This is a genomic window from Vibrio sp. HS-50-1, from assembly GCF_024747315.1.
Classification (GTDB): Bacteria; Pseudomonadota; Gammaproteobacteria; order Enterobacterales; family Vibrionaceae; genus Vibrio; species Vibrio diabolicus.
On the sequence record NZ_JAMPZF010000036.1, the window covers coordinates 20,486 to 43,862 of the forward strand.

The following is a 23,377-nucleotide window of genomic DNA, read 5'->3' on the forward strand; positions in this document are numbered from 1 at the left end:
TTACACTGAGTGTAGACAGGGGTTCTGATCTTTACCAAGAAATCACTTATCACTTTAAAACAATTACTGCTTCTATGATAAAAACGTGAGCAGGTGGGGGGTTATATATATGAAAGTGCAAGTATTTGTACGCAAATTGGCCTCAAAGAAAACAACGCAACGTGATCGTTAACGCTTACCACGTTACTCTGACTAAAACTTTGAGGCTTGAGGATGATTTGAAGTATAAGTTGAATTAGCGAGACCTAATTCACTTGACGAAGCTCAGGTTGAACCTGGCTGTCTGTTATGACTTGAAACACCGCGCGATTTTTACCTTCAGACTTACCTTGATACATCAGTTGATCAGCGTCTTGTAAATTCACGATGTGAGTAAATTCAGGGTAGTATGCGCAGCCTAAGCTAATGCTCAAATGAATCGCTTGCCCACCAAGGATAATAGGTTGTTCGTACACGGCTTTGCAGAGCATTTGAGCAAAGTTGCGCGCTTCTCGCTCAGAGAGCGATGCCGTCACGAGTGCGAACTCTTCTCCGCCAATTCTCGCCAATGTCATACGTTCATCAGTCATTGATTTTGCTGTTTCAGCCACGGCCACTATCGCTCTATCTCCGACAAGATGACCGTATTGGTCATTAATTGATTTAAAATCATCAATATCAAATACCATTACCGTCAAGCTTCGCTGCAAGTGATTCAAGAGCGCCAATTGTTCAATCAAGTGTCTACGGTTGTAGAGTTTTGTTAGGGAATCCGTTAACGTCATCTCCAGCAATTGCTGGTTAGCAATCGTCAATTGTCTTGTGCGCAGCGCAACCATGCGTTTGAGTGCGAAGATATGATACAGCGTCGCGACCGCCATAACGAAAATCGCAATAGGTAGGAGATAAAGAGGATAGACCGTTTTCACCACACTCCACCGATTGAGGATCCTTTCTCGATCTGTATCGATAACTTTTTCAAACGCTCGAGAGACATCTAAAATGGAAGCAGAACTATGCAACCCTGCTGCAATCCGAAGGTCTTTACTATATAAATTTATTACAGGAACAAACATGCCTGCTCCCGGCATAGTTGCCATATAAAAGTTAGCCACTTGAAGGTCCGCGACAAAATACAGCACCTTCTTATCGACAGCGGCCCGTATCATCGTGTCGTTATTAATGTACTCTGCAATAGGCGCATTAGGATAATTCGTCTTAATAAACTCAGACTCGTAACTTCCTTTAACGACACCAATTGGCAACGTCATTTCACCAGCTAAAACACTTTTGACATCAATCGAAAGCACGTCTTGATTGACATATAATTTAGTTTGAATGGGCATGATAACTGCGCCAAAATCCAAGTAATCAGCTCTTTCCGATGAGTAAACCAATCCCGCGTGAAAGTCAGCACGCCCCTCTTTTACGGCCTGTAAAGAAGCCTCCCAATCAAGAAGCAGAAACTGAACATCAATTTGGTTGTCCGCCGCATACGCTTTCCAGAAGTCGATCAAAATGCCTTTGGGTTCACCGTCTGGGCTAAGGTAAGAGAATGGCTTCCAAGCTTTGGAGTTAGCAACAATTAAAGAATGAGACTCTGACTTGTGCGCATACGTCATCGGGCAAATAGACAGCCATAGTAGTAACAAAGAAGCACACGCTTTTGTACACTTGCAACCATAAGTACCATAACTCGTCGATGACATACCTACTTCTCACCAGTCTTTTTAAACCATAATCTCGGCTGTTTTGTCTGATCTAAAGATATAGCAGAGCGGTGTCGGACAGGAAGTGGCTCCTATTGATATGAATCTAACTTAGTAGGTTTTAGTACTTATTTGGTACTTTTCAGCGTCTAGTTTTAAGAAGAAAGCTAGCCAGTATAAGGTGAGATAAGGGTGATTTAACTAACACTAACCCATTGAATTTGAATAGTTTGATAAAAACCAGCTTCAATAAAAAAAGCCCTATTCAAAATCCACATCGGGGAGAACTTTGAATAGGGCTCTTTGCCTCTATGCTTCATTTTCCGACTGAAGCTGCCTTTACCTTTTTTCGCTTTTACGACTCGTGTTCTGAACAATTGACTGGTGACAACCGCTTTTAACGCATTGTCCTTGATTTCACCTCTGCCGAAGTCGGTCTCATGTTGTGAGCCACTCGGTTGAGGACTGATTTTACGCTTTGCCATAAATCCTCCTTAATGGTCGAACCAGATTGGACAATAATTATATAAATAAGTCAAATTTATAGATTTAGTTGAATTTTATGCTAAAAAACTTCACATCACCGTCATTTATTTGAAATTTAATCAAAAACATGCTGGTTAAATAGTGACTAAATACAAATATTTGTCCATAAAGCACTAATATATGTTGACTCTTCGTGGAATTAACCTAGACTCAAACACGGCTAGAAAGAAAGTTCTTTGTTTTCACATTTCGTTGGATTACTTGTAACCCGTCGTCCTGTGGTACGCAATAGCAATTTATTTTTCCACGCTATAAGCGCCGTTGAGGCGAAAGATTACATTATTTAGATATTTAGGAAATAGACATGTCTAACACAGCTACTGGCACAGTTAAGTGGTTCAACGAAACTAAAGGCTTCGGTTTCATTCAACAAGAAAACGGTCCTGACGTATTTGCTCACTTCTCTGCAATCACTGGTGACGGCTTCCGTACTCTAGTTGAAGGCCAGAAAGTAGAATTTGTTATCTCTCAAGGTCAAAAAGGCCCTCAAGCAGAGCAAATCAAAGTACTTTAATTCTTAAAGAATTTGATACGATAGCCAGCTTTTAAAGCTGGCTATTTTTTTGCCTAAAACTTATTTTGCCAACAAAACGATATAAATCTATGGCTCTTAAACCAACCATTTACAAATTTCGTATCGCCATTTCCGATATGAATAATGACTATTACGATTCTAAAAATCTAACTATCGCCCTTCATCCTTCTGAAAAGCCGCAACGAATGTTGGCTCGCATTCTAGCTTACTGTTTAAATGCTCAAAGCAATCTGGAGTTTACAAAAGGACTCTCTACGATTGAAGAGCCTGATTTATGGCATGTTGGCGATGATCAAAGCATTACTCACTGGATTGAAATTGGCGAACCAGAACCAGACAGAATTAAGAAAGCTTCTCGCCTCGCAAAGCATGTAAAAGTTTACACTTATAACACCAAAGCGGCTGTCTGGTGGGACAAAATGTCAGGAAAGTTCTCAATGCTTCCCGTCAACGTAGAGAGCTTTGACTATGACGCTATCGACTTGATTTGTCAGCATCTTGACCGAGGTACTAGCCTTTCTGTTATGATTACTGGCAGCTCAATTTTTGTTGATATCAATGATCAACATATCGAAGTAACGGTGAAGGAACTAAAAAACCATGACGTCTCTTAGTGAACTGAGTCAAGAGATGGGATTTGAAGGAATCCCCTTTGTTAAAGAACATAAAGCAGCAAAGCGGCGTTGGTTAAAAGAACAGTCACAACTATTTACAAAAGTTTGTGAGAACAAACCCACAACAGCACCTACTCTTCACCTGCTTGGCCTTTTGACCAAATCACATATTGAAGCCAGCGCTAACTATGAGCAACATGCTCACTCTACCCAGCGTATGCAGCAAGTTCTGACTGACTCCTTGGGTAATGAGCTCGCGGATAAGTTTACTAACCAATCTGCTGAAGACCTAATCTTAGTCACCCACCTTTGGTTATACACGCAAGGCTATTTAAATATGGATTTCAGCTTGGCGCACGATCATGCCGAGCAGACTCAAAATACATTGCAGCATGAGCTTGTCATAAAACGCATGGACGTTGATGCATTCAGAACCGAACTCATGCAAAGTTTTTATCAAGGTAAAGAAGCCCGTCCGGCTTCAGCAAGTGGCTTTTGGGGTTGGTTTAAACGTCTATTTTCCGTATAAAATACATGGTTTTATCCATTTCAAACAACTGATAGACTTCACGCTCAGTGCAACAAGCATCATGATTGCATTCTTAAAGGACAGTTACCCAATGAACGTCAAGGGATCATTATGAAGTTTATCCGTTGGATTTTAGGCAAGGTTATCTTATTGCTGAACGCGGTGTTCTCACCTCGTGGTATTAAGCGCACCGCAGAAGAACAGCAACGTATTGATGAAAAAGCGAAACAATACGCACTTTACCAATTTGAAGCCTGCCCTTTTTGCGTAAAGGTCCGCCGTGCAATGAAGCGTCAATCGGTGAACATTGAGCTACGTGATGCAAAAAATAATCCTACTCATCGAGCTGAACTAGAGCAAGGTGGTGGGCGAGTTAAAGTCCCTTGCCTTCGTATCGAAAAAGATGGCGAAACACAGTGGTTATACGAGTCATCTGACATCGTCGCTTACGTTGAAAAAGAATTTGCCTAAGTTCCCCCTATGAACATTGGCGGATGTAAAAGAGGCACCTAACGGTGCCTCTTTTCTATTTTTTCTAGCTAAATGTTGCCGTGCGAGCTTTCCTTATTCAGTCTTCTTGCTCAACTCCGAACTTAAACTCCACTAAGCAAATAACGGGTATGCAAGAACAACACAACGAAGATTACCACCCAACGTCTGCGTTATTCATCCACGATCAATGTTAGCTCTACGCGCCGATTGCAAGCTTTACCACTCGCTGTCGCATTGCTGCACTTCGGTACATACTCTCCGAAGCCTCTAGAAAACACTCGTTGACGTGGAATACTCGTCGCCAATAATTGTTTTTCTACTTCACGAGCTCGCTTTTCAGATAGCGTGTCGTTGAAACTTTCAGCTCCCGTACTATCCGCATGACCATCAATCACGACATCAACATCAGTTCTTCCCGCCAGATAGTGACCAATGTTTCGAATCCAGTCTTGAGATTGAGCAGATAACCGTGCAGAGCCAGTTTGAAAATGCACTTGCTCTTTCAAACGTATCATTAAGTGACCGCCACTGAGTGTCTCATGAGGAATATTGTGCCTGTTCAGAAACATTTCTAGAGAGGTCACATTTTGCGACTTTTTTACTGATGCCCTCTCAGTCTGATACGTACGAGGTGAAGAAGCCACACTGGAGGCGCTCGGATAGCCCCACTCAGGATGTCTCAGCTCGGTGTTTGTTCTAGGAGCTGTATCTAAAATGTTCCCGCCAGGAACCATGTCTTGATCAAGGCTACTGCACCCAGTCAGAATGCCGCAAACAATTAAAAACCACTGCTTCATACCATTACCAACGTAGAAAAACTCTTGTCCATTGTGTCGACAAAACACGCCAAATCTTTAGCGCTTTTATCCACCGATTGGTTTGTATATGCAGCGTTCATGCCACTGGAATCAATATCAAGTATCTCTCAAATAAAAAGCGATGCCAAAATACCTCCCTGCAGCCTACACATCAGGAAAAGTCTGTTACCAATCGTCTCACTTTATTGTTATTTAATGGTTTTAGTCACTATCGTTAACCGATAAACTAACGCAAATTTCTTACTTAGAGCATTATTATGTTAAAAAACATATCGAAAGGCTTTGCTGTGATTGCCGCCATGATGGCCTTGTCGGCATGCGATAGCGGCAACACTCAGCCTCAGCAAGGCAAACAATACGAAGTTTTGCCTGTATCTCTTCAAGAATATGATTTGGCGCCATTGACAGAAGCTTTTGCCCTAACTTGCGGCCACTGCCGTTCAATGGAAGATTTTGTCCCTCAAATCGAATCGCTAACTGAGCAAAGCGTTGAAAAAATGCATGTAACTTTCAATGAGAGTGCACAAGTAAGCGCCATCATCTTCTACACTGCAGTCATGCAACTAGAGTCGACACCTGACAAAGCATTTATGGCGGATCTTTTTGCTGCCGTACAAATGGGTCCTGATGCGACTGCTGAGGAACGTCAAATCGCCGTAGAGAAAGCCTTTGAGTCTCGCAACCTTATCAGCCCTTACCATTTAGATGAAGCACAGCAAAAAACGCTGTTTGAGTACATCACTAAGGCAGAAGCGATCACGACTCGCGGCCAAATTAACTCCGTTCCAGCCTTTATCGTTAATGGAAAATACCAAGTCATTACTGGTGGTCATGACAGCGTCGAAGCCATGGCAGAAACCATTAACTATTTGCTAAAACAACCTAAATAGACAAGGAGCTTACGTGTCTAAATTTTTGTTTCCTCTCATTATTTTCATTCTGGCGGGCTTTTTCATTTACCGTACTTGGACAAACCATAAAGTAGCGGATGAAAACTTTGCGAAAGGCCAAGCATTCTTGCTCGAGAATGCGAAGAAAGAAGGCGTCATTACAACAGAAAGTGGTCTTCAATATATTGTTCTTGAAAAAGGCGAAGGTGAGGTTCACCCAACCGCGACAAGCAAAGTCAAAGTGCACTACCACGGCACGTTGATTGATGGCACTGTGTTTGATAGCTCCGTTAATCGCGGTGAGCCAATTTCGTTTGGTCTTAACCAAGTCATTAAAGGCTGGCAAGAAGGCCTACAATACATGGTCGAAGGTGAAAAAATCCGCCTTTTCGTACCAAGCACGCTCGGTTATGGCAAAAGTGGCTCAGGCCCAATTCCACCAGCAAGTGTTTTGATCTTTGATGTTGAATTGTTAGAGATTCAATAACTCTAGAAACTTTGCATTAAAGCCCAACTATCAAAACCAAAAACGCCGCGAACCACGCGGCGTTTTCTGTTTAAAGAGAGGCTACAAACCAATATAGTGATCCGAAAGCAATGCAATGAACAACGCAAAAAGGTGATAGATAGAAAATTTAAACGTCTCCATCGCGGTATTGGGCTCTGGCGCGTATTTTAGCTTCCATGCATGGTACATAAAGCCAGCGTTAAGTAGTAACGAGGCAAAAAGATAAACTACGCCGACCATTCCAACCAACACCGGCAGCACACAAACCAACGTCAACAACACCGTATACAACAGAATAGAAGTTTTGGTGTACTCGATACCATGTGTCACTGGCAACATTGGAATATCCACCTTACGATAGTCCTCTACGCGATGAATTGCGAGTGCCCAAAAGTGTGGTGGCGTCCAGATAAAAATGATCATCACAAGCAGCCAAGCATTCGCATGCAAGTGCCCTGTTACGGCAGTCCAACCGAGAAGAGGCGGCATCGCCCCCGCAATACCTGCAATTACGATATTTTGCGGAGTAGCGCGTTTGAGGTACATGGTGTACACCATCGCATAGCCGAGTAAACTCATCAAAGTCAGCCATGCCGTCAGTGGGTTGACCAGCGCATATAAAAGAACAAATCCTATGACGCCTAAAGCCGTCGAAAAGGTTATCACCGATAACGGCTTAGCTTCACCCGATGGCAACGGACGTTTGTGTGTGCGAGCCATTCTCGCGTCAATGCGGCGGTCAATCAGGTGATTAAACGCTGCCGCGGAGCCTGCCATCAAACCAATGCCTGTTAGGCCAACCGCCGCCTGCAACCAAGGAAACTCAGTAACAGGCGCTAAACTCATCCCGACAACGGCCGTCACCAGCATTAATGCGACTACTTTAGGCTTCGTTAACTTCAAATAAACGGAACTTAGTCGCTTTCGCTCATTTAACGACAGTGCGATTTCTTTACTCATAGCGAACTCCTTTCGCGGTGTAACTCCAAGCTTTTTTGCCCTGCCACAAATAAAACTGACTCACACAAACAAGACTTAACATAATGGCGGCACCCAAGTTATGTGCCACGGCGACATAAATAGGAAGTTGGAATACGACATTGCTCACGCCCAACATAATTTGACACGCTAAAGTGAGTAGTAACCATCCTCCAATGCGCTGTGAATGATGGGAATCTTGCCTCATGAGCATAATGCTATAAGCCAATACGACTGTGGCGGTGACCATCGCACCGAGGCGATGCGTAACATGTATGGTCATTCTTGCCGGATACTCCAATACACCAAACTCGTAATTCTCGAATCCGGTTTGCCAGAAAGAAAACGCCTCTTTCCATGAGAGATGACTCATCCAATCTCCCTCACAAATCGGCAGTGAGGTGCACATGAGCGCGGCATAGTTTGACGAAGTCCACCCTCCTATCAGCACCTGCATAAAAACAACCAGAAAAACCAATAATGAGAAGCCTCGTAGCGAGCTGGAAGATGGAGAAAAATAGAGATTATTTTGCGCTTTTAACTGGCAGTAAAAAATCGCCTGCAGAACCAGTAAAGTAAATCCACCAAGCAGATGAAGCATTACGATGACTGGCATTAATTTGAGCGTCACGGTCCACATCCCCAAAAGTGCTTGCCCGACCACCAGTACACTGAGAAGCATCGGAATAGTAGGATTCACGCGCTCAGATCTCGTTGATATCACTGTCATAGCAAAAATGACCAAACCCAACGTTCCTGCAAAATAGCGATGAATCATTTCAAGCCATGCTTTCTCATGCTCGACTGCCCGTTCAGGGAAATTAAGATTGGCACGTATTACGTCTTCTTCTTGATGAGGCACACCAAAGTGCCCATAGCAGCCGGGCCAATCAGGGCAACCTAACCCTGCATCAGAAAGGCGAGTATACGCGCCTAACATGATCACCACGAAAGTTAGGAGCAAACTGAATTTAACCAACTGAATTAACTTCATATACGCCCCTTTCTAACCAACTCGTGACAATTTTAAGAGCTTGCGTAAATCCGCCAACATACCTTTGTTGAACGAGACTAAATCTTCATTCGGTTTTGGCGAGTAAGACATCACCAATTGCCCCAGAGGATCAACGATTAACATTTGTCCGGGTTTCACTTTGGCGGTAACCGATTGATTCATTTGCATTGTCGTCATCGATACATCTACGGTATCCGACAACTCTGTCTGCCAAAGCACCGGCACCACACGCTCTTGATATTTTCCTAAAGCGACATAGCTTTGCTGAAGCAGGTAAAGCTGCTGCCTGCATTGTTCTGTGCACTCATTAGGTAAAACATAAGCGAGTTGCCACCTGTGCTCCTTGAGTGGGGACTCTTGACCAAGTAGCTCTAACGTTGTGTATGGTTCAACTAACACACCTCTATTGGTCACACCGCTTTGATACCACCCTTGGGTGAGAATGACCTTAGCGATGACGGCAGGAAGCGCAAACGTACACACCAACGCAATCAACATTAGCCGCCCTTTGGTTACTTTAGATGTCATGCTTCACCTCCATGTGACGCAACTTTCTTTGCCAACGAACAAAAACAATTAAGGTCAATAATAAGAAAACGCCCGCCATCGAAAACCACTGAATCGAATAACCGAAATGCTTGGCGCTGTTGAGCGGCAATGGGTTCCAAGGAAAGTCGTAAGGCCAATTTTTTAGATTGTCTGGCTGCAAGACTGCGGGCATAAGTTCAATATTAAGTAGCTGATTCAGTTGCGCGATATTCAGGTTCTGCACACGAATGGCATCGCCAACTTCTGGCATTAATTCAGAGCTCAGCGGGTTAGCAGATTTTCGGTACAGACGTCCCGAGATAAAGGTCGACACTTCGAGTGTTGTGACGGTTGGTAATATTGAACGATCTGCTATTCCCTCCACAAAACCAAGCTCTAATAATGCATAGGTTCCTGATTCATCACTCATAGAGACAATCTGAAATGCTAAATAGCCCACATTGCCCTGATGCGTTTGGTTATCCAGTAAAATCACGGGAAACGCCTGAGGAACAACATTAGCTTCCACTTTTTTCCCGAGAATGCTGCCTTCTCTCCAATCGTTTTCTTCAAGAACTTCGTCTAATGCTTGGTACGCACTATCCGCTCGCGCAAGAATGGCTTGTTCCAAAGCCTGTTTCTCTTGCCCTCTTTCAAGCTGCCAAAAACCCAGTTTGACCAAAAGAGAAAACACAACCACAGTTAAACCAACTGCAACCCAAAACCGTTTCGATAGCCATAATTGTCTTGATAACAACAACGATGAAACCGGAGGTGCTATGTCCACCGTATTTCTATTCAAACTGACGCTTGTCCTTTTGCTGCTTTTCATTATCTTCAACCTCGCAAAAGCGCTTATCGAAATGGTTCGTGAAGACCCAGATAATCCCGAAAAAAGAGACAAACCTATGAGTCATTACTTAGGCCGTCGAGTCATGTTCTCCGCTTTAGTAGTTATCCTTCTACTTATTGCGCTCAGTTCAGGCTGGCTGGCTCCGAATCCCCGTCCTTACTAATCGCCCAATGCACCTACAGCACGTACACAAACACAAACAGACATAACCAAACTACATCCACAAAGTGCCAATACCAACTACCTGCTTGGAAGGCAAAATGGTTCTTAGACGAAAAATGATCTTTAGCGATTCGGAGCAATAATACGATTAAGAAAATCGTCCCAAGACAAACGTGCAAACCGTGAAAACCCGTCAGCATAAAAAAGGTGTTTCCGTAGATACCAGATTGCAACGTGAGCCCCATTTCTTGATAAGCATGAGCATACTCGACCGCTTGGTAATATAGGAAAAAGCCCGCAAGCACGATGGTGATTTCCAACCAAACAATCAGTGCCGTTCTTTTGTCTTTTTCAAGGTTGATGTGCGCCATATGTAGCGTAATCGACGACAATAGCAGCAAAATAGTATTAGTAAGGGGAATGCCCTGCCACGGCATAGCTTGCGTTGTTTCTCCACCCGGAGTCAGTGTGAGTGGCCACATAGCTTCGAAGGTTGGCCACAACACCTCGTTGGTCATGAAGTTGTTATCTGCCCCACCTAGCCAAGGCACAGAAATCATCCTGGCGTAAAATAACGCACCAAAAAAGGCACCAAAAAACATCACTTCAGAGAAGATGAACCAGCTCATCCCTTGGCGAAAAGAACGAGTAATTTGCGAGCTGTACTTTCCACTCAGTGACTCAGTAATCACATTACTAAACCAGCCCGCCAACATGTAAAGCAAGAACAGAAAACCTACCGCTAGCACAATGCTACCAATGGTTCCCACAGCCCCTTCACTTTGTGTCCCCTGAACGGTCATTCCTGCACCAACGGCAACTAAAAATAGAGCAAACGCACCGATGATCGGCCAGCTACTTTGAGCGGGAACATAATATGTTCCTGGCTTGTTACTCATAATTTCTCTCCTTACTGACCAGCCTTGGTCTGTATCTCTCTCCTTGAGTGGCTAAGAACCTGTAGGAGGGGGAAGTTTATAGAGTGTGTAAGACAGCGTTAACGTGTGTATCGACTCCGGTAAGTCCGGTTCGATATAAAAAATCAACGGCATTTGAGCTTGTTGTTTGCCATCCAAAGGCTGTTGGTTAAAACAAAAACACTCAATCTTATTGAAATAAGCGGCACCATTCCCGGGAGAAACAGAGGGAACGGCTTGCCCTACCAACTTCTGCCCGCTTTCATTAAATGCAAGGTATTCGGTTTGCACGACTTCACCGGGATGAACGTCCATCGAAATCACTTTGGGTTTAAACTCCCAAGGCATATCGGGGCTTACATGCGCCATAAACTCCACGCGAATGGTTCGGCTCATATCTGGCTGCATACCAGTTGGTTGAATGGCGGCCACTTCACTTGTTTTTCCATTGATACCCAGTGCGTCGCACATTACGTCATACAATGGGACAAGTGCGTAGCCAAACCCGAACATCAAAAGGGTCGCTAAAAGCAACTTCACTGTGAGCTTTTTGTTTGATGGATTCGGTTTCATCTCACTCACCCTATTCGTTTCTAATCGACTTTAGGCGGCGTAGTAAACGTATGATGGGGTGCCGGGCTTGGCACTGTCCATTCTAAGCCCTCCGCACGTTCCCACGGTTTTGCAGCGGCCTTTTCACCGCCACGAATACACTTGATCACCACCCATAAAAAGATCAATTGTGACAACCCAAACGCAAATCCACCAATGGAGACGATTTGATTGACATCAGCAAACTGAATAGCGTAGTCCGGGATACGTCTTGGCATACCCGCTAAACCTAGAAAGTGCATCGGGAAAAACAAAACATTAACTGAAATAATCGAGCACCAGAAATGCCACAAACTCAGCTTGTGGTCGTACATATTGCCTGTCCACTTAGGTAGCCAATAGTACGCAGCCGCCATAATCGAGAATACAGCACCAGATACCAACACATAGTGGAAATGCGCAACCACGAAGTAAGTGTCATGATATTGGAAATCCGCCGGCACAATCGCCAGCATCAACCCTGAGAAACCGCCAATCGTAAAGAGCACAATAAAGGCAATGGCAAACAACATTGGCGTTTCAAATGTCAGAGCTCCACGCCACATGGTGGCGACCCAGTTAAAGACTTTCACCCCTGTTGGTACCGCAATCAGCATGGTGCAATACATAAAGAAAAGCTCTGCAAAAACTGGCATCCCCGTTGTAAACATGTGATGCGCCCACACAAGAAAAGACAGCAACGCAATGCTGCACGTCGCGTAAACCATCGAATGATAACCAAACAGCTTCTTGCCACTGAAAGCAGGAAGGATGGCAGAAATGATGCCAAACGACGGTAAAATCATGATGTACACTTCTGGGTGACCAAAGAACCAAAAGATGTGTTGGAACATCACCGGGTCACCGCCACCAGCAGCATCAAAGAAGCTAGTCCCGAAATATTTGTCAGTAAGAACCATCGTCACCGCACCTGCTAATACCGGCATAACCGCGATCAACAAGAAAGCGGTGATTAACCAAGTCCAAACAAACATTGGTAACTTGAACCAAGTCATTCCCGGAGCTCGCATATTTACTATCGTCACGATAACGTTGATCGCGCCCATAATGGAGCTGATCCCCATGATGTGAACAGAGAATACAAACAGCGCGGTGCTATCTGGGCCATAAGTCGTGGACAGCGGAGCATAGAACGTCCAGCCAAAATCGGGGCCGCCGCCAGGTAAAAACAACGAGCTCAATAAAATAAGAAATGCAAAAGGTAGAATCCAAAAGCTCAAGTTGTTCATACGAGGTAGCGCCATATCTGGAGCACCGATCATCATTGGAATCATCCAGTTAGCAAGGCCCGTAAATGCTGGCATCACAGCACCAAACACCATCACCAAACCGTGTACCGTAGTCATTTGATTAAAAAACTGTGGATCAACCAGCTGAAGTCCAGGCTGGAATAGTTCGGCACGGATGACCATCGCCATCGCACCACCAGTCAGAAACATCGCGAAACTAAACCAAAGGTACAGGGTGCCAATGTCTTTATGGTTTGTGGAATACAGCCAACGAGCAATACCTTGGGGAGCATGATGATCATGGCCATCATCAATCGCAATGGTACTGTTTGCACTGGCTTCCGCTGGAGCAGACTTCACTGCCTTATCTATTGGCTTACTCATATTTCCTCCTTAGCACTGCCTTGTGCCTTAAAGGCATTCACATCGGATGCTTGCACCGTATCGCCAGTGTCGTTGCCCCATGCATTTCGCTGATATGTAATGACAGCGGCAATTTCTTTGTCACTTAACTGGTTCGAAAAAGACTGCATTGCAGTGCCCGGACGGCCATTCACAATCACATCAATGTGCTCTGAAATTGGGCCTGTTGCGATGGGGCTGCCCTTAATCGCGGGAAATGCCCCCGGAATCCCCTCACCATTAGCCTGATGGCACACAGCACAACGCGCCGTGTATATAGATTCGCCCTGCGACATCAACTCATCCATGGATAAGTCTTGAGAGAGCGCCTCTTGTGCCGCCGCTTTTTGAAGTGCGATTTCTTCCTTCTTACTCGCTAACCATTCATCAAACTTTTCTTCTTCCATCGCATGCACCACCACCGGCATGAACCCGTGTGCACGACCACATAGCTCCGCACATTGACCGCGATATACGCCTGGCTCATCAATTCTTGTCCATGCTTCATTAATAAAACCAGGGATGGTGTCTTTCTTGACAGCAAAATCCGGCACCCACCATGAGTGAATGACATCATCAGAAGTCATCAAAAAACGTACTTTACGATTCACAGGCAACACCAAAGGGTTGTCTACCTCCAACAGATAATGCGCGCCTTTTGTCTCGATACCATCAATTTGCTTTTGGCTGGTGGCAAGCAAACTGAAGAACTCAACATCTTCACCAAAATAACTGTAATGCCATTTCCATTGCGAGCCTGTGATCTTGACCGTGATATCTGATTGGCTTGTGTCTTCCATTGCGACTAAAGTTTTCGTTGCGGGAATCGCCATGGCGACAAGAATGATGATGGGTATAACCGTCCAAATAATTTCCACTTTTGTACTTTCGTGGAAATGTGCGGCAACTGCTCCTTTTGACTTTCGATGACGAAAGATGGAATAGAACATGACACCAAATACAATCAAAGCAATTACGCAGCAGATATAGAAAATCAGCATATGTAATTCATACACTTGCCCACTTATCGCTGTGACCCCTTTGGTCATGTTGTAGTCACTTTCCTTTGACCAACTGAAAGAGGAGAATGTGATTAAAATCACATTCAGTGATAAGGCTAGAGTAGTCGTTAATCTTTTCAAAAGATCTCTCCTCTGCTCAGCCGCTACGCTTGCGCGAGCTTCCTTGCGTCCCGATGCAAATATCGAACAACTTTACGAAAAATCACAAAAACTACGATTTCGACACGGTTTGTTATATTTATGTTAAAAGGCTAGTTATAGTTCCAAGGTTCTTCAAGAAATTAAATATGATTAAATTTTGTTCGGATAAGAAAAATTAATTCGGTTTATCGATTGCCCTCTTTGAAATGTAATTGAGAACCATTTACATTAATTTAAAAGAAAACATTGAGATACTTACAAAACGAAGTGTCCAAGAAAGTAGGCGCCCCCTACTAAGGAATGATTGATATGACAGCACTAATTACTCAATGGCTAGAACGAGACCCTGATCCTAAGACTCGCGAAGAGCTACAACACCTCGTCGATACAAATAATGAACAAGAGCTTACTGATCGCTTTGGATCGCGCCTTGCCTTTGGTACAGCAGGGTTACGCGGCAAAGTGGGCGCAGGTCCAAACCGAATGAACCGTTTGGTGATCCAAGAGACAGCCACTGGTTTAGGAAACTATTTGCTAGAGCAAGTCAAAGATGCCGCAAGTCGTGGTGTCGTTATTGGCTACGACGGTCGTCCTGATTCAAAACAATTCGCGCATGATACCGCTTCCGTACTGACTGCCCTTGGCATCAAGGTTTACCTAACATACGATGTTGCAGCAACCCCAATTGTTGCGTTTGGTGTCCGTACATTGAATGCTGCGGCCGCTGTTGTTGTTACCGCTAGCCACAATCCACCAGAGTACAATGGCTTTAAAGTATATTGGGAGAATGGCGCACAAATCATTCCTCCACACGACTCTGGAATCGCAGCGAAAATTGATGACGCAACAACGAAGCCATTACCTTTAATGTCTCTCGATGATGCAAAACAGCACGGTTTGTTAGTTTGGTTGGAAGACGACTACTACCAAACTTACCGTAAAACGATGAACGAAAACGCGCTGCTTACTCCTGACAACAACACCGATATTTCTATCGCTTACACTGCGATGCATGGCGTTGGGGCGAATATGGCGGAAACGCTACTTACCGACGCAGACTTCCAAAAAGTGGCAAGTGTTAAGGAACAGCGCGAACCTGATGGCAGCTTCCCAACCGTCAACTTCCCAAACCCTGAAGAAGCGGGAGCAATGGATATGGTGATGGCGTTGGGTAAATCTGTAGATGCTGATATCGCTTGTGCCAACGATCCAGATGCCGACCGTTTTGCAGTGGCGGTAAAACGCCCAGATGGCGAATACCAAATGTTAACCGGTGACCAAGTGGGGTCACTGTTTGGCGATTACTTGCTAGAACAGCAACCTAACGCTCTGGTTGGCAACACCATCGTATCATCAAGAATGCTGAGTAGCATTGCCAAAGCGCATGGCGCCCAATACTACCAAACGTTAACAGGCTTCAAATGGCTCACTAACGTTGCCATGGAGCAAGAGACAGAAGCCAATCCATTCTTGTTTGCTTATGAAGAAGCGCTCGGTTATACCGTGGGTAACAAGGTGTGGGATAAAGATGGTTTATCTGCAATCGTCGCATTTGCCCAGCTAACAGGAAAACTTAAAGCTCAAGGCAAAACACTATGGGATAAATTGGAAGAACTGTACCGCGAGCACGGTTTCTACTTTAACGCGCAGCGCAGTATCGCTCTCGACCCGAACTCTCCACCAATCGGCGACAAACTCCGTGCAAACCCACCAACAGAGATTGCTGGTAAAAAAGTCGCAGTAACTGAAGATCTAAAAACATCGGTTCGCATGTTTGACGACGGCTCTGAAGAATCCATTGACTTACCAGCAAGTGACGTATTGATTTATCACCTAGAAGATCAATCTCGCGTGATTGTTCGTCCATCTGGTACTGAGCCAAAACTAAAATGTTACTACGAAGTCATCAACCTCTTCCCTGCGGATATGAGCTACGCACAAGCACAGCAAGCGGCAGAGGCGAAGATGAACGAACTTATTGACGCGCATCAGACAAGTTTGTAAGTCAAAGAGAAGTAGAGACACCTGATACAATAAGAGGCGCAAATTCGCGCCTCTTTTTTGATTTTTTACTAGAGCAATACAAGTTAAATGCGATTTATCTCTAGCCTACAATTTCTTTTTGCAGAAAGTACTTGTGGATGCCCTCTGCAGGATAGCCTGAGTACTGCCCTACTTTTTCAAAACCTAATTTAATATAAAAATCAAGAGCTTGGAAACTGTAAGTATCCAAATAAACATGGGTAACCCCGTGAGGCTTTACTTTTTCTTCTAACATTGACATTAACTGGCTACCGATACCAGATGTCCGACTTTCAGCATCTACCCACAAAAACTCAACAAACACCGTGTTTTTAAACATTTCGCCAGTCAGACCACCCATGATCTTGCCATTCTCATCTTTAGCAAAACATCCCACAGCATGCACTTCCCCTTCAGGCAAATGCAGTCGGTTATAAGATCGAATACCTTCACGAACAGAATCAAGGTCTGTTTGATCTGGATTTAAACAAAATTCAAGCTTCATACATCCTCTCCTTAGGAAACATCAATATCCTAAAACAAAAAGCCAGCAATTGCTGGCTTTCTGGTGGAATATGATAACTTTACAAGGCGAAACTGCTCAGCATCCACAACGCGAGAATAACGAACACTAAACCCATTAATTTATGTTGATACGTGCGGAATTTTTCGTTCTCGAGCAGCCCCTTACCCAATGTGCCTGCCAGCCCAACAAGTAATAAGTTGAATGATAAGCCAAGAACGTTCAACAGTAACCCTAGTGCCAGCATTTGCTCACCAGAAGACGCTGTGATATTGCTTGAGACAAACTGCGGCAAAAACATCACAAAAAATACCAACGCTTTAGGATTAAGCAAATTACTCATTAAGGCACGTTGATAATAAGTTGATGCCATTTTGTTTTGATTATCAAGTTCTGGAGCCGCTGATGCCTCAGCTCTTAAGCAGTCCCATCCCATTTTTAGCAAGTATGCGCCACCTAATAGATGAAGGACTTTAAGGGCGATTGGGCTCATTGCAATCAGGGTAGATACTCCCATTGCAGCAAGCAAAGTAAGAATAACACCAGACGTCGCATTGCCTAAGCTAGCAAAAAGACCGACCTTCTTACCGTAACTCATACTAGAGCTCGCGATAAGCAACATATCGGGCCCTGGTAACAGCAACAAAGCCACTACTGCGGTGAGATAAACAGGAAGTACAGATAAATCAATCATGATGGAACCGCTTTTTCTACAACAAAGCGGCGAATGTTATACCAACAAAATAACAACAGCCAGCCCAAAATCACCAAGATGATTCAGAAAATAAAAATCATAGTTCGCCAGATTGTAAAATAACAATCAATTCGCCTGTTTATCAAAATCGAATAGCAATTTTGTACAAAAATAAGCACGATGGATCCGTTACACTTCTAAGATGATTTTCTTGAGCAGACCGGATAAAGATGAAAGAAAAGAATAAGGAAATCGCTACCTTCAAGATAGCTCAAGAGCTCGGCGGTTTAGAACTGCTCGATGCAAAGTACGAGAAGCAGAATTTCTCACGCCATAGTCACGAGGGTTACACTATTGGCGTCATCGAGAAGGGAGCACAGCAGTTCTTTCGAACAGGCGGAAATCATATCGCGCCACAGGACAGCATCATCCTTGTTAATGCCGATGAAGTACACAACGGGCATTCGGCCTCAGAAGGCGGTTGGGAATACAAAGCAATGTACCCCGTACCTCAGCAGTTTCAAACTTTAGGACAAGAGCTTGGTTCACCAAATGTAGCTCTGCCCTATTTTCCTCAACCTGTGGTTTACGATCCTGAGCTGGCTAGTCAGTTGCGATTGGTGTTTGAAACGCTAGAAAAATCAGACAACCGACTACTACGAGAAACTTTGATTTACGGCACGTTGATCAAACTAGCCAGCAAACACAGCACCCACCGGGCACCGCTCAAAGAATCAACCAGAGCTCAGCGACAAATACAGTTGGTCAAAGAGTTTTTGGAAGACTTCCCGCAAACGGACGTCTCGCTAGAAGAGCTCGCAAAACTGGCTGGGTTAAGCCCTTTTCATTTGCTAAGAGAGTTTCAAAAACAGTTTGGCTTCCCTCCCCATGCTTATCAAATTCAACAACGTTTACGAATGGCAAAGAAGTTGCTCAAACTCGGACAAAAAATTTCAGATGTAGCGCAAGAGTGTGGCTTCCATGATCAAAGCCACCTGCATCGACACTTTAAAAAAGCCATGGGCGTCACGCCCGGTCAATACATTCGTCACAGCTAAAGAGCAATATTGTACAAGGCGTTATGCCGCTACCACGTTACCTTGATAGCCTGATTTTGGAACAACTAAGAATAAACTATGGACCACACTTTGCCGCTAAAAGAAGAATCAAAAGCTGCGTTATTTTGGCAAGGCACACTTGCTATGATGCCACTGAGTATCGCGGTGTTACCTTGGGGTTTGCTCGCAGGCTCATTCGCGATTGATACTGGGCTTCACCCTTTGGAAGGACAAGCACTATCCGCCATTCTGTTCGCAGGTTCCGCGCAGCTCGTCGCGATGGGGATGATTAAATCGGGGGCAGGCCTAGTAACCATGTTACTAACAACGTTTTTTATCACCTCTCGACACTTCCTCTACAGTGTATCGATGCGCAGTAAAATTGCACCACTTCCTCTTAAATGGCGGTTATCACTCGGATTCTTACTCACTGATGAGCTGTTTGCGATTGTAGGTCATCATTCCGATAAACAATTTAATCGCTGGTATGCGCTTGGGGCTGGTTTGAGTTTTTACCTGTTTTGGAATATCGCGACATTGACGGGCATTATTGCGGGAAGCCTGATCCCTGAACTGAACGAAATGGGATTGGAATTTGCTGTGGCCGCGACTTTTATCGCAATTGTAGTTCCGACTATTAAAAATATGGCGGTGCTAGCGAGTGTTGTCGTGGCATTAGTGAGCTCGGTCGCCCTAACCTATTACCAAGTGGAAGGAAGTTTGATGATTTCGAGCATTTTAGCCATGCTTACAGGCTACTTTGTGGAACAAGTACAGGAGAAACACTAATGATCATGTTGTCTATTTTACTGATGACGGTACTTGTTTTCACCAGCCGCTACTTGTTTTTAGAACCCAAGCTACCACTGCGATTAGGGACACGTACACAAAAAGTGCTCAACTACGCCAGCCCTGCGGTACTCACTGCGATCTGGGCGCCTATCGTTTTCATTCCCGATGGAGCACTCTGCGTGAATGTGCACAACCCATTTTTATTGGCTGCCTTGCTGGCTGCGTTAATCGCGTACTTTACTAAAAATGTTCTTTTAACGACGGTGATCAGCATGGTGGTATTTCTCGTTCTGCGAATTTGGCTTTAATCCGCCACCCACTCAATCTCCAACAAGGTGACATCACCACACTTTAATCGTCCAAGGAAGATGTCACCTTTATGCACCTCACCAACTCCTTTTGGTGTGCCGGTCATTACCACATCGCCATCTTGAAGTGTTGTGTAACTCGTTAATTCATCCAAAATGGTTAGCGGCGGATATAGCATCTGGTTAACGTGACCTTTTTGTACACGAACGCAGTTAATCAAGAGCTCTAGGTTAAGATCATTAATATCAATGTTATCCAAAGAGACAAATCGACTAAACACTGCGGAGCCATCAAACGCTTTAGCACGCTCCCAGGGCAACCCTTGTTGTTTAAGTGAAGACTGCAAACCGCGCTTGGTCAGATCCAATCCCAAACCGACCGCTGAATAACGTCCATCTTTGATCAGAAAACAGATTTCAGCCTCGTAATGAAGAGGCTCTTGATGAAATGAACGCAGAGTCGTCGATACGGAAGTCGCGGGTTTATTAAATACCACCATTTGCTCAGGGATCGCATTATCAAGCTCATGAATATGTTCAACGTAATTTCGCCCAACACAAAGCACTTTACCCACTTCTACTTTCTTTTCTTCAACTTGAATAACGCTCATCGCTCTTCCCTGCAAAACAAAAACCTCATCATAATCTAACCTATTGACTTAACGACACTAAATCCCATCCTCTAGTGTGAAAAATAAGACATTCACCCCGTTTTGAGTTTTGTATCATCTAATTGAAACATCACGGTATTTACAAAACAAATAGACAAAAAAGCCAGCACGAGGCTGGCTTTAAATCAATAAGGGTGAATGATTGTTCTCGCTAAATCCTATTATAGGTAGTAACGAGCACCTATCGCCCATTTGTCATCAGTTTCACGACCATGGTCATCATTTAGGTCAAACTGGTAACCCGCGTAACCAACAAATTTAGGCGTGAAGTTGTACTCTGCCTGCAGTGCCATTTCCTCACGAGCGGTTTCTGTTTTAGAATTTTTGAACTCTTTACCTTCAACCATCTCGTAGTTAACGCTCAAGTTTAAGCTGTTCGCTAGAGCGTATGCGATGATCGCTTCGTACGCATCACTTTCCGCCAAACGGTCGCCATTTACACTGAAGTTCATATTTTCATTTGAACCATATACCGCGGCAAGGAACAGACCTTGGCCGTAAGCGCCGTAAGATGCAGACACAACATGTGATTCTGCGGTGTGTTTACCTGTGTAAGCAGGGTGTTGGAAGTCACCACCGTTGTATGAGTAGCCAATTTTCGCGCCCATGATTGCGTAAGAAAGCGCAACTTGCATGCGGTCATCGTATTTAAGACCACCAGTGATAGTACCTGCGTCGTTACGCGTGTATTCATCATTTGCGCCTTGCCATCCAAGACCAACGTTAATCGCACCTGCTTCGCCTAAATCAAAGCCATTTCGATAAGACAGCATTTTATCCGCACGACCTGTGCCTAGGTTTCCGTGATCGTCGTAAATGAAGTCATTCGCAAACGCAATTGGCATATCCGCGATGCCTGCTACATCATAGTAAGGTGACCATTGCGTACCACCTACTGCACGACCGTAAACCTCATGTGTTAAACCTAAGTAACCTAGACGAGTTTTAAACGACTCTTCACCGCCATCTAAGTAGTTTAGAGCCCATTCACCACGTGCGTCTGCGGTGAAGCCATTGCCTAAATCTTGTGTCGCAGAGATATTGATACGAGGAGAGTTAGTACCAACATCCGTGTCACCTTGCTCTGAACCATTTAGGTTAACAGAAACGTGGCCGCCCATCGAAAATGTTGTGCCATCGTTATTATAAAGTTCCACTGCCACTGCTTGAGTGCCGAAAGTTGCTGCTGCGATTGCCGCTGCTAATAATTTTTTATTCATTTCTAAATCCATTACTTATTAGTTGGTTAGTCAGTTTTAGACCCAGCTCTGATTCACTTTCATAAAACGAAATGATGAACACAGAAAGGAATACAAAGGCCCTCTGGGGCATCTTTTCCGCCAGAATGGATTTACCTTTGTGTAACAACTGCCGACACTTTATTTGATTAGTTCCTGATAACCGAGTGAAAAATTCTCAGCAAAAAACTAAAAAGCAAACGTTTACTTATCCGAAAAAAATCCAGGCGTAAAAACCTTACAAAAAGAAATGCTTTAACGAGATAGTGCTCACAAATACTTGATGAACCCCAACTTTTGAAAATAACTTTCCCGTCAAAATGAAATATTTACTTACATTTTGGAACAAAAATAGGTTCAGGAACTTTTTGAAAAAAGCACGGTCTCCAATAGAAGGCAGAAAAACCTCAAAAAAGATAAAACCTTTCTTTTTATAAGAGATATAAGAAGGGGCACTTATTCTCGCCAGCAATAAAAGTGCAATCAAATCATAACTTAACAGAAATCTATCTTTCATTTTCAGGGTTTACCTTAGCGTCATCAACACATCGGGCAAGAAAGCCCATCGATTACAACTAGGGTAATAAGAAAATGAAAAAGGCAGCACTAACTACTGCAATTCTTACAGCATTGGTATCAGCACCATCATTCGCAGCAACAGTATACAAAAACGACGGTACTGAATTAAAAGTTGGCGGCCGCGTTGAGTTCCGTGGTGACTTCATCGGTTCAGGTGGTGCTGAAGTTGAAGGCTCTATGGAAGATAAAAGCCGCGCTCGTCTTAATCTAAAAGGTAAAACGGACATCGGCAATGGCCTTTCTGCATTTGGTGTTTACGAAGCCGAGCAAAAAACGGGCAAGAGTGAATTCAAAAACCGCTACATGTATGCAGGTGTCGACTCTGATATCGGTGCTTTCTCTGTAGGTCGTCAAGACATGGCTGCAGTCATCATCTCTGACATGACGGATATCACTGAGTTCTCTGGTGTTCAGCAAGTTATCGATTCCTCTTCTGATAAGCAAGACAGCGTTTTCGCATACCGTGGTGCGTTTGATGCGCTACAACTGCAAGCAACCTACCAAGCAAACTCTAGTGATAACGAAGATAAATACGGCATCTCTGGAATGTACTCACTGCCAATGGGCCTAGACCTCGGTCTTGCATATTCTGGTGGCGACGTAGATAAAGACAACTCTGAAGATCAAATTCTAGGTGGTATCGCCTACTCGATGGATAACCTATACCTAGCAGGTACTTACTCTCAAGGTTCATTGACTGACGCTGAAGACTTTACGGCTTACGAGTTAGTAGCAAGCTACAAAGTAGCGAGCAAAGTGACACTTGCTGCTCTATACACAGCTCAAGAAAATGATCCAGACAACGGTTCAAAATACGACACCGTTGAAGGTATCGAGCTTGTTGGTTACTACAAACTAAACAGCAACTTCCGTACTTACCTGTCTTACTACATCAACCAACTTGACGAAGCAAAAGATGCAACAACAGGTCTAGTAACAGAAGGCGAAGATACACTGCGCCTAGGCGTACGTTACGATTTCTAATTCACTCTTGTCCTAAGAGCGAGTCCACT

The 23,377-nt window shown here is 44.2% G+C and carries 27 protein-coding genes; 12 read left to right on the top strand and 15 right to left on the bottom strand.

The features are described from left to right. Positions 1-245 precede the first annotated feature (245 nt). Together NDJ01_RS15655 and NDJ01_RS15660 are read right to left on the bottom strand one after the other, a co-directional pair. Positions 246-1,688, bottom strand: coding sequence for a sensor domain-containing diguanylate cyclase (locus NDJ01_RS15655; protein WP_257081688.1), 1,443 nt, complete (start codon positions 1,686-1,688; stop codon positions 246-248). Between the two features lie 197 nt (positions 1,689-1,885). Continuing rightward, positions 1,886-2,173, bottom strand: coding sequence for an alternative ribosome-rescue factor A (locus tag NDJ01_RS15660; protein ID WP_258586949.1), 288 nt, complete (start codon positions 2,171-2,173; stop codon positions 1,886-1,888). A gap of 365 nt (positions 2,174-2,538) precedes the next feature. Between NDJ01_RS15660 and NDJ01_RS15665 the strand changes: the two genes are divergently transcribed. From NDJ01_RS15665 to NDJ01_RS15680, 4 genes are all read left to right on the top strand, one after another. Beyond that, positions 2,539-2,748 carry a cold-shock protein gene (locus NDJ01_RS15665; RefSeq protein WP_005375625.1) on the top strand — a complete coding sequence of 70 codons (210 nt, stop codon included), beginning with the start codon at positions 2,539-2,541 and terminating at the stop codon, positions 2,746-2,748. A gap of 89 nt (positions 2,749-2,837) precedes the next feature. Beyond that, positions 2,838-3,383 carry a YaeQ family protein gene (locus NDJ01_RS15670; protein ID WP_005375627.1) on the top strand — a complete coding sequence of 182 codons (546 nt, stop codon included), beginning with the start codon at positions 2,838-2,840 and terminating at the stop codon, positions 3,381-3,383. Then, a complete protein-coding gene (locus NDJ01_RS15675; RefSeq protein WP_258586950.1) occupies positions 3,370-3,912 on the top strand; it encodes a hypothetical protein in 543 nt (180 codons plus the stop codon). The genes NDJ01_RS15670 and NDJ01_RS15675 overlap by 14 nt, the downstream gene beginning before the upstream one ends. Positions 3,913-4,023: 111 nt before the next feature. Further along, positions 4,024-4,383, top strand: a complete 360-nt coding sequence (locus NDJ01_RS15680; RefSeq protein WP_005375631.1) for a glutaredoxin — start codon at positions 4,024-4,026, stop codon at positions 4,381-4,383. Positions 4,384-4,574: 191 nt separating this feature from the next. On the opposite strand, the gene NDJ01_RS15685 is transcribed toward NDJ01_RS15680, so the two are convergent. Next, positions 4,575-5,201, bottom strand: coding sequence for an OmpA family protein (locus NDJ01_RS15685; RefSeq protein WP_258586951.1), 627 nt, complete (start codon positions 5,199-5,201; stop codon positions 4,575-4,577). Between the two features lie 278 nt (positions 5,202-5,479). Here NDJ01_RS15685 and NDJ01_RS15690 point away from each other — a divergent pair, with 278 nt between their 5' ends. Together NDJ01_RS15690 and NDJ01_RS15695 are read left to right on the top strand one after the other, a co-directional pair. Next, on the top strand, positions 5,480-6,112 hold the full coding sequence (locus NDJ01_RS15690) for a thiol:disulfide interchange protein DsbA/DsbL (protein ID WP_258459392.1): 633 nt from the start codon (positions 5,480-5,482) through the stop codon (positions 6,110-6,112). Positions 6,113-6,125: 13 nt separating this feature from the next. Beyond that, complete coding sequence (locus NDJ01_RS15695) at positions 6,126-6,599, top strand: FKBP-type peptidyl-prolyl cis-trans isomerase (RefSeq protein WP_005391162.1); 474 nt, start codon at positions 6,126-6,128, stop codon at positions 6,597-6,599. Positions 6,600-6,680: 81 nt separating this feature from the next. Here NDJ01_RS15695 and cyoE read toward each other — a convergent pair whose 3' ends face one another. The 4 genes from cyoE to NDJ01_RS15715 are packed head-to-tail and all read right to left on the bottom strand — an operon-like array spanning position 6,681 to position 9,928. After that, entirely contained in the window at positions 6,681-7,580 is a 900-nt protein-coding gene (gene cyoE, locus NDJ01_RS15700; RefSeq protein ID WP_258586952.1) for a heme o synthase, read from the bottom strand. Further along, a complete protein-coding gene (locus NDJ01_RS15705) occupies positions 7,573-8,592 on the bottom strand; it encodes a heme A synthase (protein WP_258586953.1) in 1,020 nt (339 codons plus the stop codon). The genes cyoE and NDJ01_RS15705 overlap by 8 nt, the downstream gene beginning before the upstream one ends. Before the next feature lie 12 nt (positions 8,593-8,604). Continuing rightward, entirely contained in the window at positions 8,605-9,141 is a 537-nt protein-coding gene (locus NDJ01_RS15710; protein ID WP_258586954.1) for a cytochrome oxidase biogenesis cluster protein, read from the bottom strand. Next, on the bottom strand, positions 9,131-9,928 hold the full coding sequence (locus NDJ01_RS15715; protein ID WP_405054850.1) for an SURF1 family protein: 798 nt from the start codon (positions 9,926-9,928) through the stop codon (positions 9,131-9,133). The genes NDJ01_RS15710 and NDJ01_RS15715 overlap by 11 nt, the downstream gene beginning before the upstream one ends. On the opposite strand from NDJ01_RS15715, the gene NDJ01_RS15720 reads away from it, so the two are divergent. Beyond that, positions 9,921-10,157, top strand: coding sequence for a DUF2909 family protein (locus tag NDJ01_RS15720; RefSeq protein ID WP_005391169.1), 237 nt, complete (start codon positions 9,921-9,923; stop codon positions 10,155-10,157). The two genes, NDJ01_RS15715 and NDJ01_RS15720, sit on opposite strands and share 8 nt — an antisense overlap. A 13-nt stretch (positions 10,158-10,170) precedes the next feature. Here the strand turns inward: NDJ01_RS15720 and NDJ01_RS15725 are convergent, their stop codons facing one another. From NDJ01_RS15725 to coxB, 4 genes are read right to left on the bottom strand one after another with little or no spacing between them, the layout of a single operon-like run. Continuing rightward, the gene (locus tag NDJ01_RS15725) at positions 10,171-11,055 is read right to left on the bottom strand and encodes a cytochrome c oxidase subunit 3 (protein ID WP_065645780.1); all 885 of its coding nucleotides are present in this window, start codon (positions 11,053-11,055) and stop codon (positions 10,171-10,173) included. Between the two features lie 51 nt (positions 11,056-11,106). Beyond that, positions 11,107-11,646, bottom strand: a complete 540-nt coding sequence (locus tag NDJ01_RS15730) for a cytochrome c oxidase assembly protein (RefSeq protein WP_005391173.1) — start codon at positions 11,644-11,646, stop codon at positions 11,107-11,109. A 20-nt stretch (positions 11,647-11,666) separates the two neighbouring features. After that, entirely contained in the window at positions 11,667-13,298 is a 1,632-nt protein-coding gene (gene ctaD, locus NDJ01_RS15735; RefSeq protein WP_048625255.1) for a cytochrome c oxidase subunit I, read from the bottom strand. Further along, entirely contained in the window at positions 13,295-14,458 is a 1,164-nt protein-coding gene (gene coxB, locus NDJ01_RS15740; protein WP_053809564.1) for a cytochrome c oxidase subunit II, read from the bottom strand. The genes ctaD and coxB overlap by 4 nt, the downstream gene beginning before the upstream one ends. 330 nt (positions 14,459-14,788) lie before the next feature. On the opposite strand from coxB, the gene NDJ01_RS15745 reads away from it, so the two are divergent. Continuing rightward, positions 14,789-16,483: a phospho-sugar mutase gene (locus NDJ01_RS15745; protein ID WP_258586956.1), complete on the top strand. Its 1,695-nt coding sequence runs from the start codon at positions 14,789-14,791 to the stop codon at positions 16,481-16,483. A gap of 100 nt (positions 16,484-16,583) precedes the next feature. Here NDJ01_RS15745 and NDJ01_RS15750 read toward each other — a convergent pair whose 3' ends face one another. Continuing rightward, entirely contained in the window at positions 16,584-17,006 is a 423-nt protein-coding gene (locus tag NDJ01_RS15750; protein WP_258586957.1) for a GNAT family N-acetyltransferase, read from the bottom strand. Positions 17,007-17,085: 79 nt separating this feature from the next. After that, positions 17,086-17,718: a LysE family translocator gene (locus tag NDJ01_RS15755; protein ID WP_005391182.1), complete on the bottom strand. Its 633-nt coding sequence runs from the start codon at positions 17,716-17,718 to the stop codon at positions 17,086-17,088. A gap of 230 nt (positions 17,719-17,948) precedes the next feature. Between NDJ01_RS15755 and NDJ01_RS15760 the strand changes: the two genes are divergently transcribed. From NDJ01_RS15760 to NDJ01_RS15770, 3 genes are all read left to right on the top strand, one after another. Then, positions 17,949-18,776, top strand: coding sequence for an AraC family transcriptional regulator (locus NDJ01_RS15760; RefSeq protein WP_150917886.1), 828 nt, complete (start codon positions 17,949-17,951; stop codon positions 18,774-18,776). 78 nt (positions 18,777-18,854) lie between these two features. Beyond that, positions 18,855-19,565 carry an AzlC family ABC transporter permease gene (locus NDJ01_RS15765; protein ID WP_074189916.1) on the top strand — a complete coding sequence of 237 codons (711 nt, stop codon included), beginning with the start codon at positions 18,855-18,857 and terminating at the stop codon, positions 19,563-19,565. Beyond that, the gene (locus NDJ01_RS15770) at positions 19,565-19,876 is read left to right on the top strand and encodes an AzlD domain-containing protein (protein WP_258586958.1); all 312 of its coding nucleotides are present in this window, start codon (positions 19,565-19,567) and stop codon (positions 19,874-19,876) included. The genes NDJ01_RS15765 and NDJ01_RS15770 overlap by 1 nt, the downstream gene beginning before the upstream one ends. Here NDJ01_RS15770 and NDJ01_RS15775 read toward each other — a convergent pair. Next, positions 19,873-20,487 (bottom strand): fumarylacetoacetate hydrolase family protein, encoded by a 615-nt coding sequence (locus tag NDJ01_RS15775; RefSeq protein ID WP_065645772.1) that lies wholly within the window; start codon positions 20,485-20,487, stop codon positions 19,873-19,875. The genes NDJ01_RS15770 and NDJ01_RS15775 overlap by 4 nt on opposite strands. A 221-nt stretch (positions 20,488-20,708) precedes the next feature. Then, positions 20,709-21,767 (bottom strand): porin, encoded by a 1,059-nt coding sequence (locus NDJ01_RS15780; protein WP_046873713.1) that lies wholly within the window; start codon positions 21,765-21,767, stop codon positions 20,709-20,711. 609 nt (positions 21,768-22,376) lie between these two features. Here NDJ01_RS15780 and NDJ01_RS15785 point away from each other — a divergent pair. After that, a complete protein-coding gene (locus NDJ01_RS15785; protein ID WP_048625262.1) occupies positions 22,377-23,348 on the top strand; it encodes a porin in 972 nt (323 codons plus the stop codon). Positions 23,349-23,377: the final 29 nt, after the last annotated feature.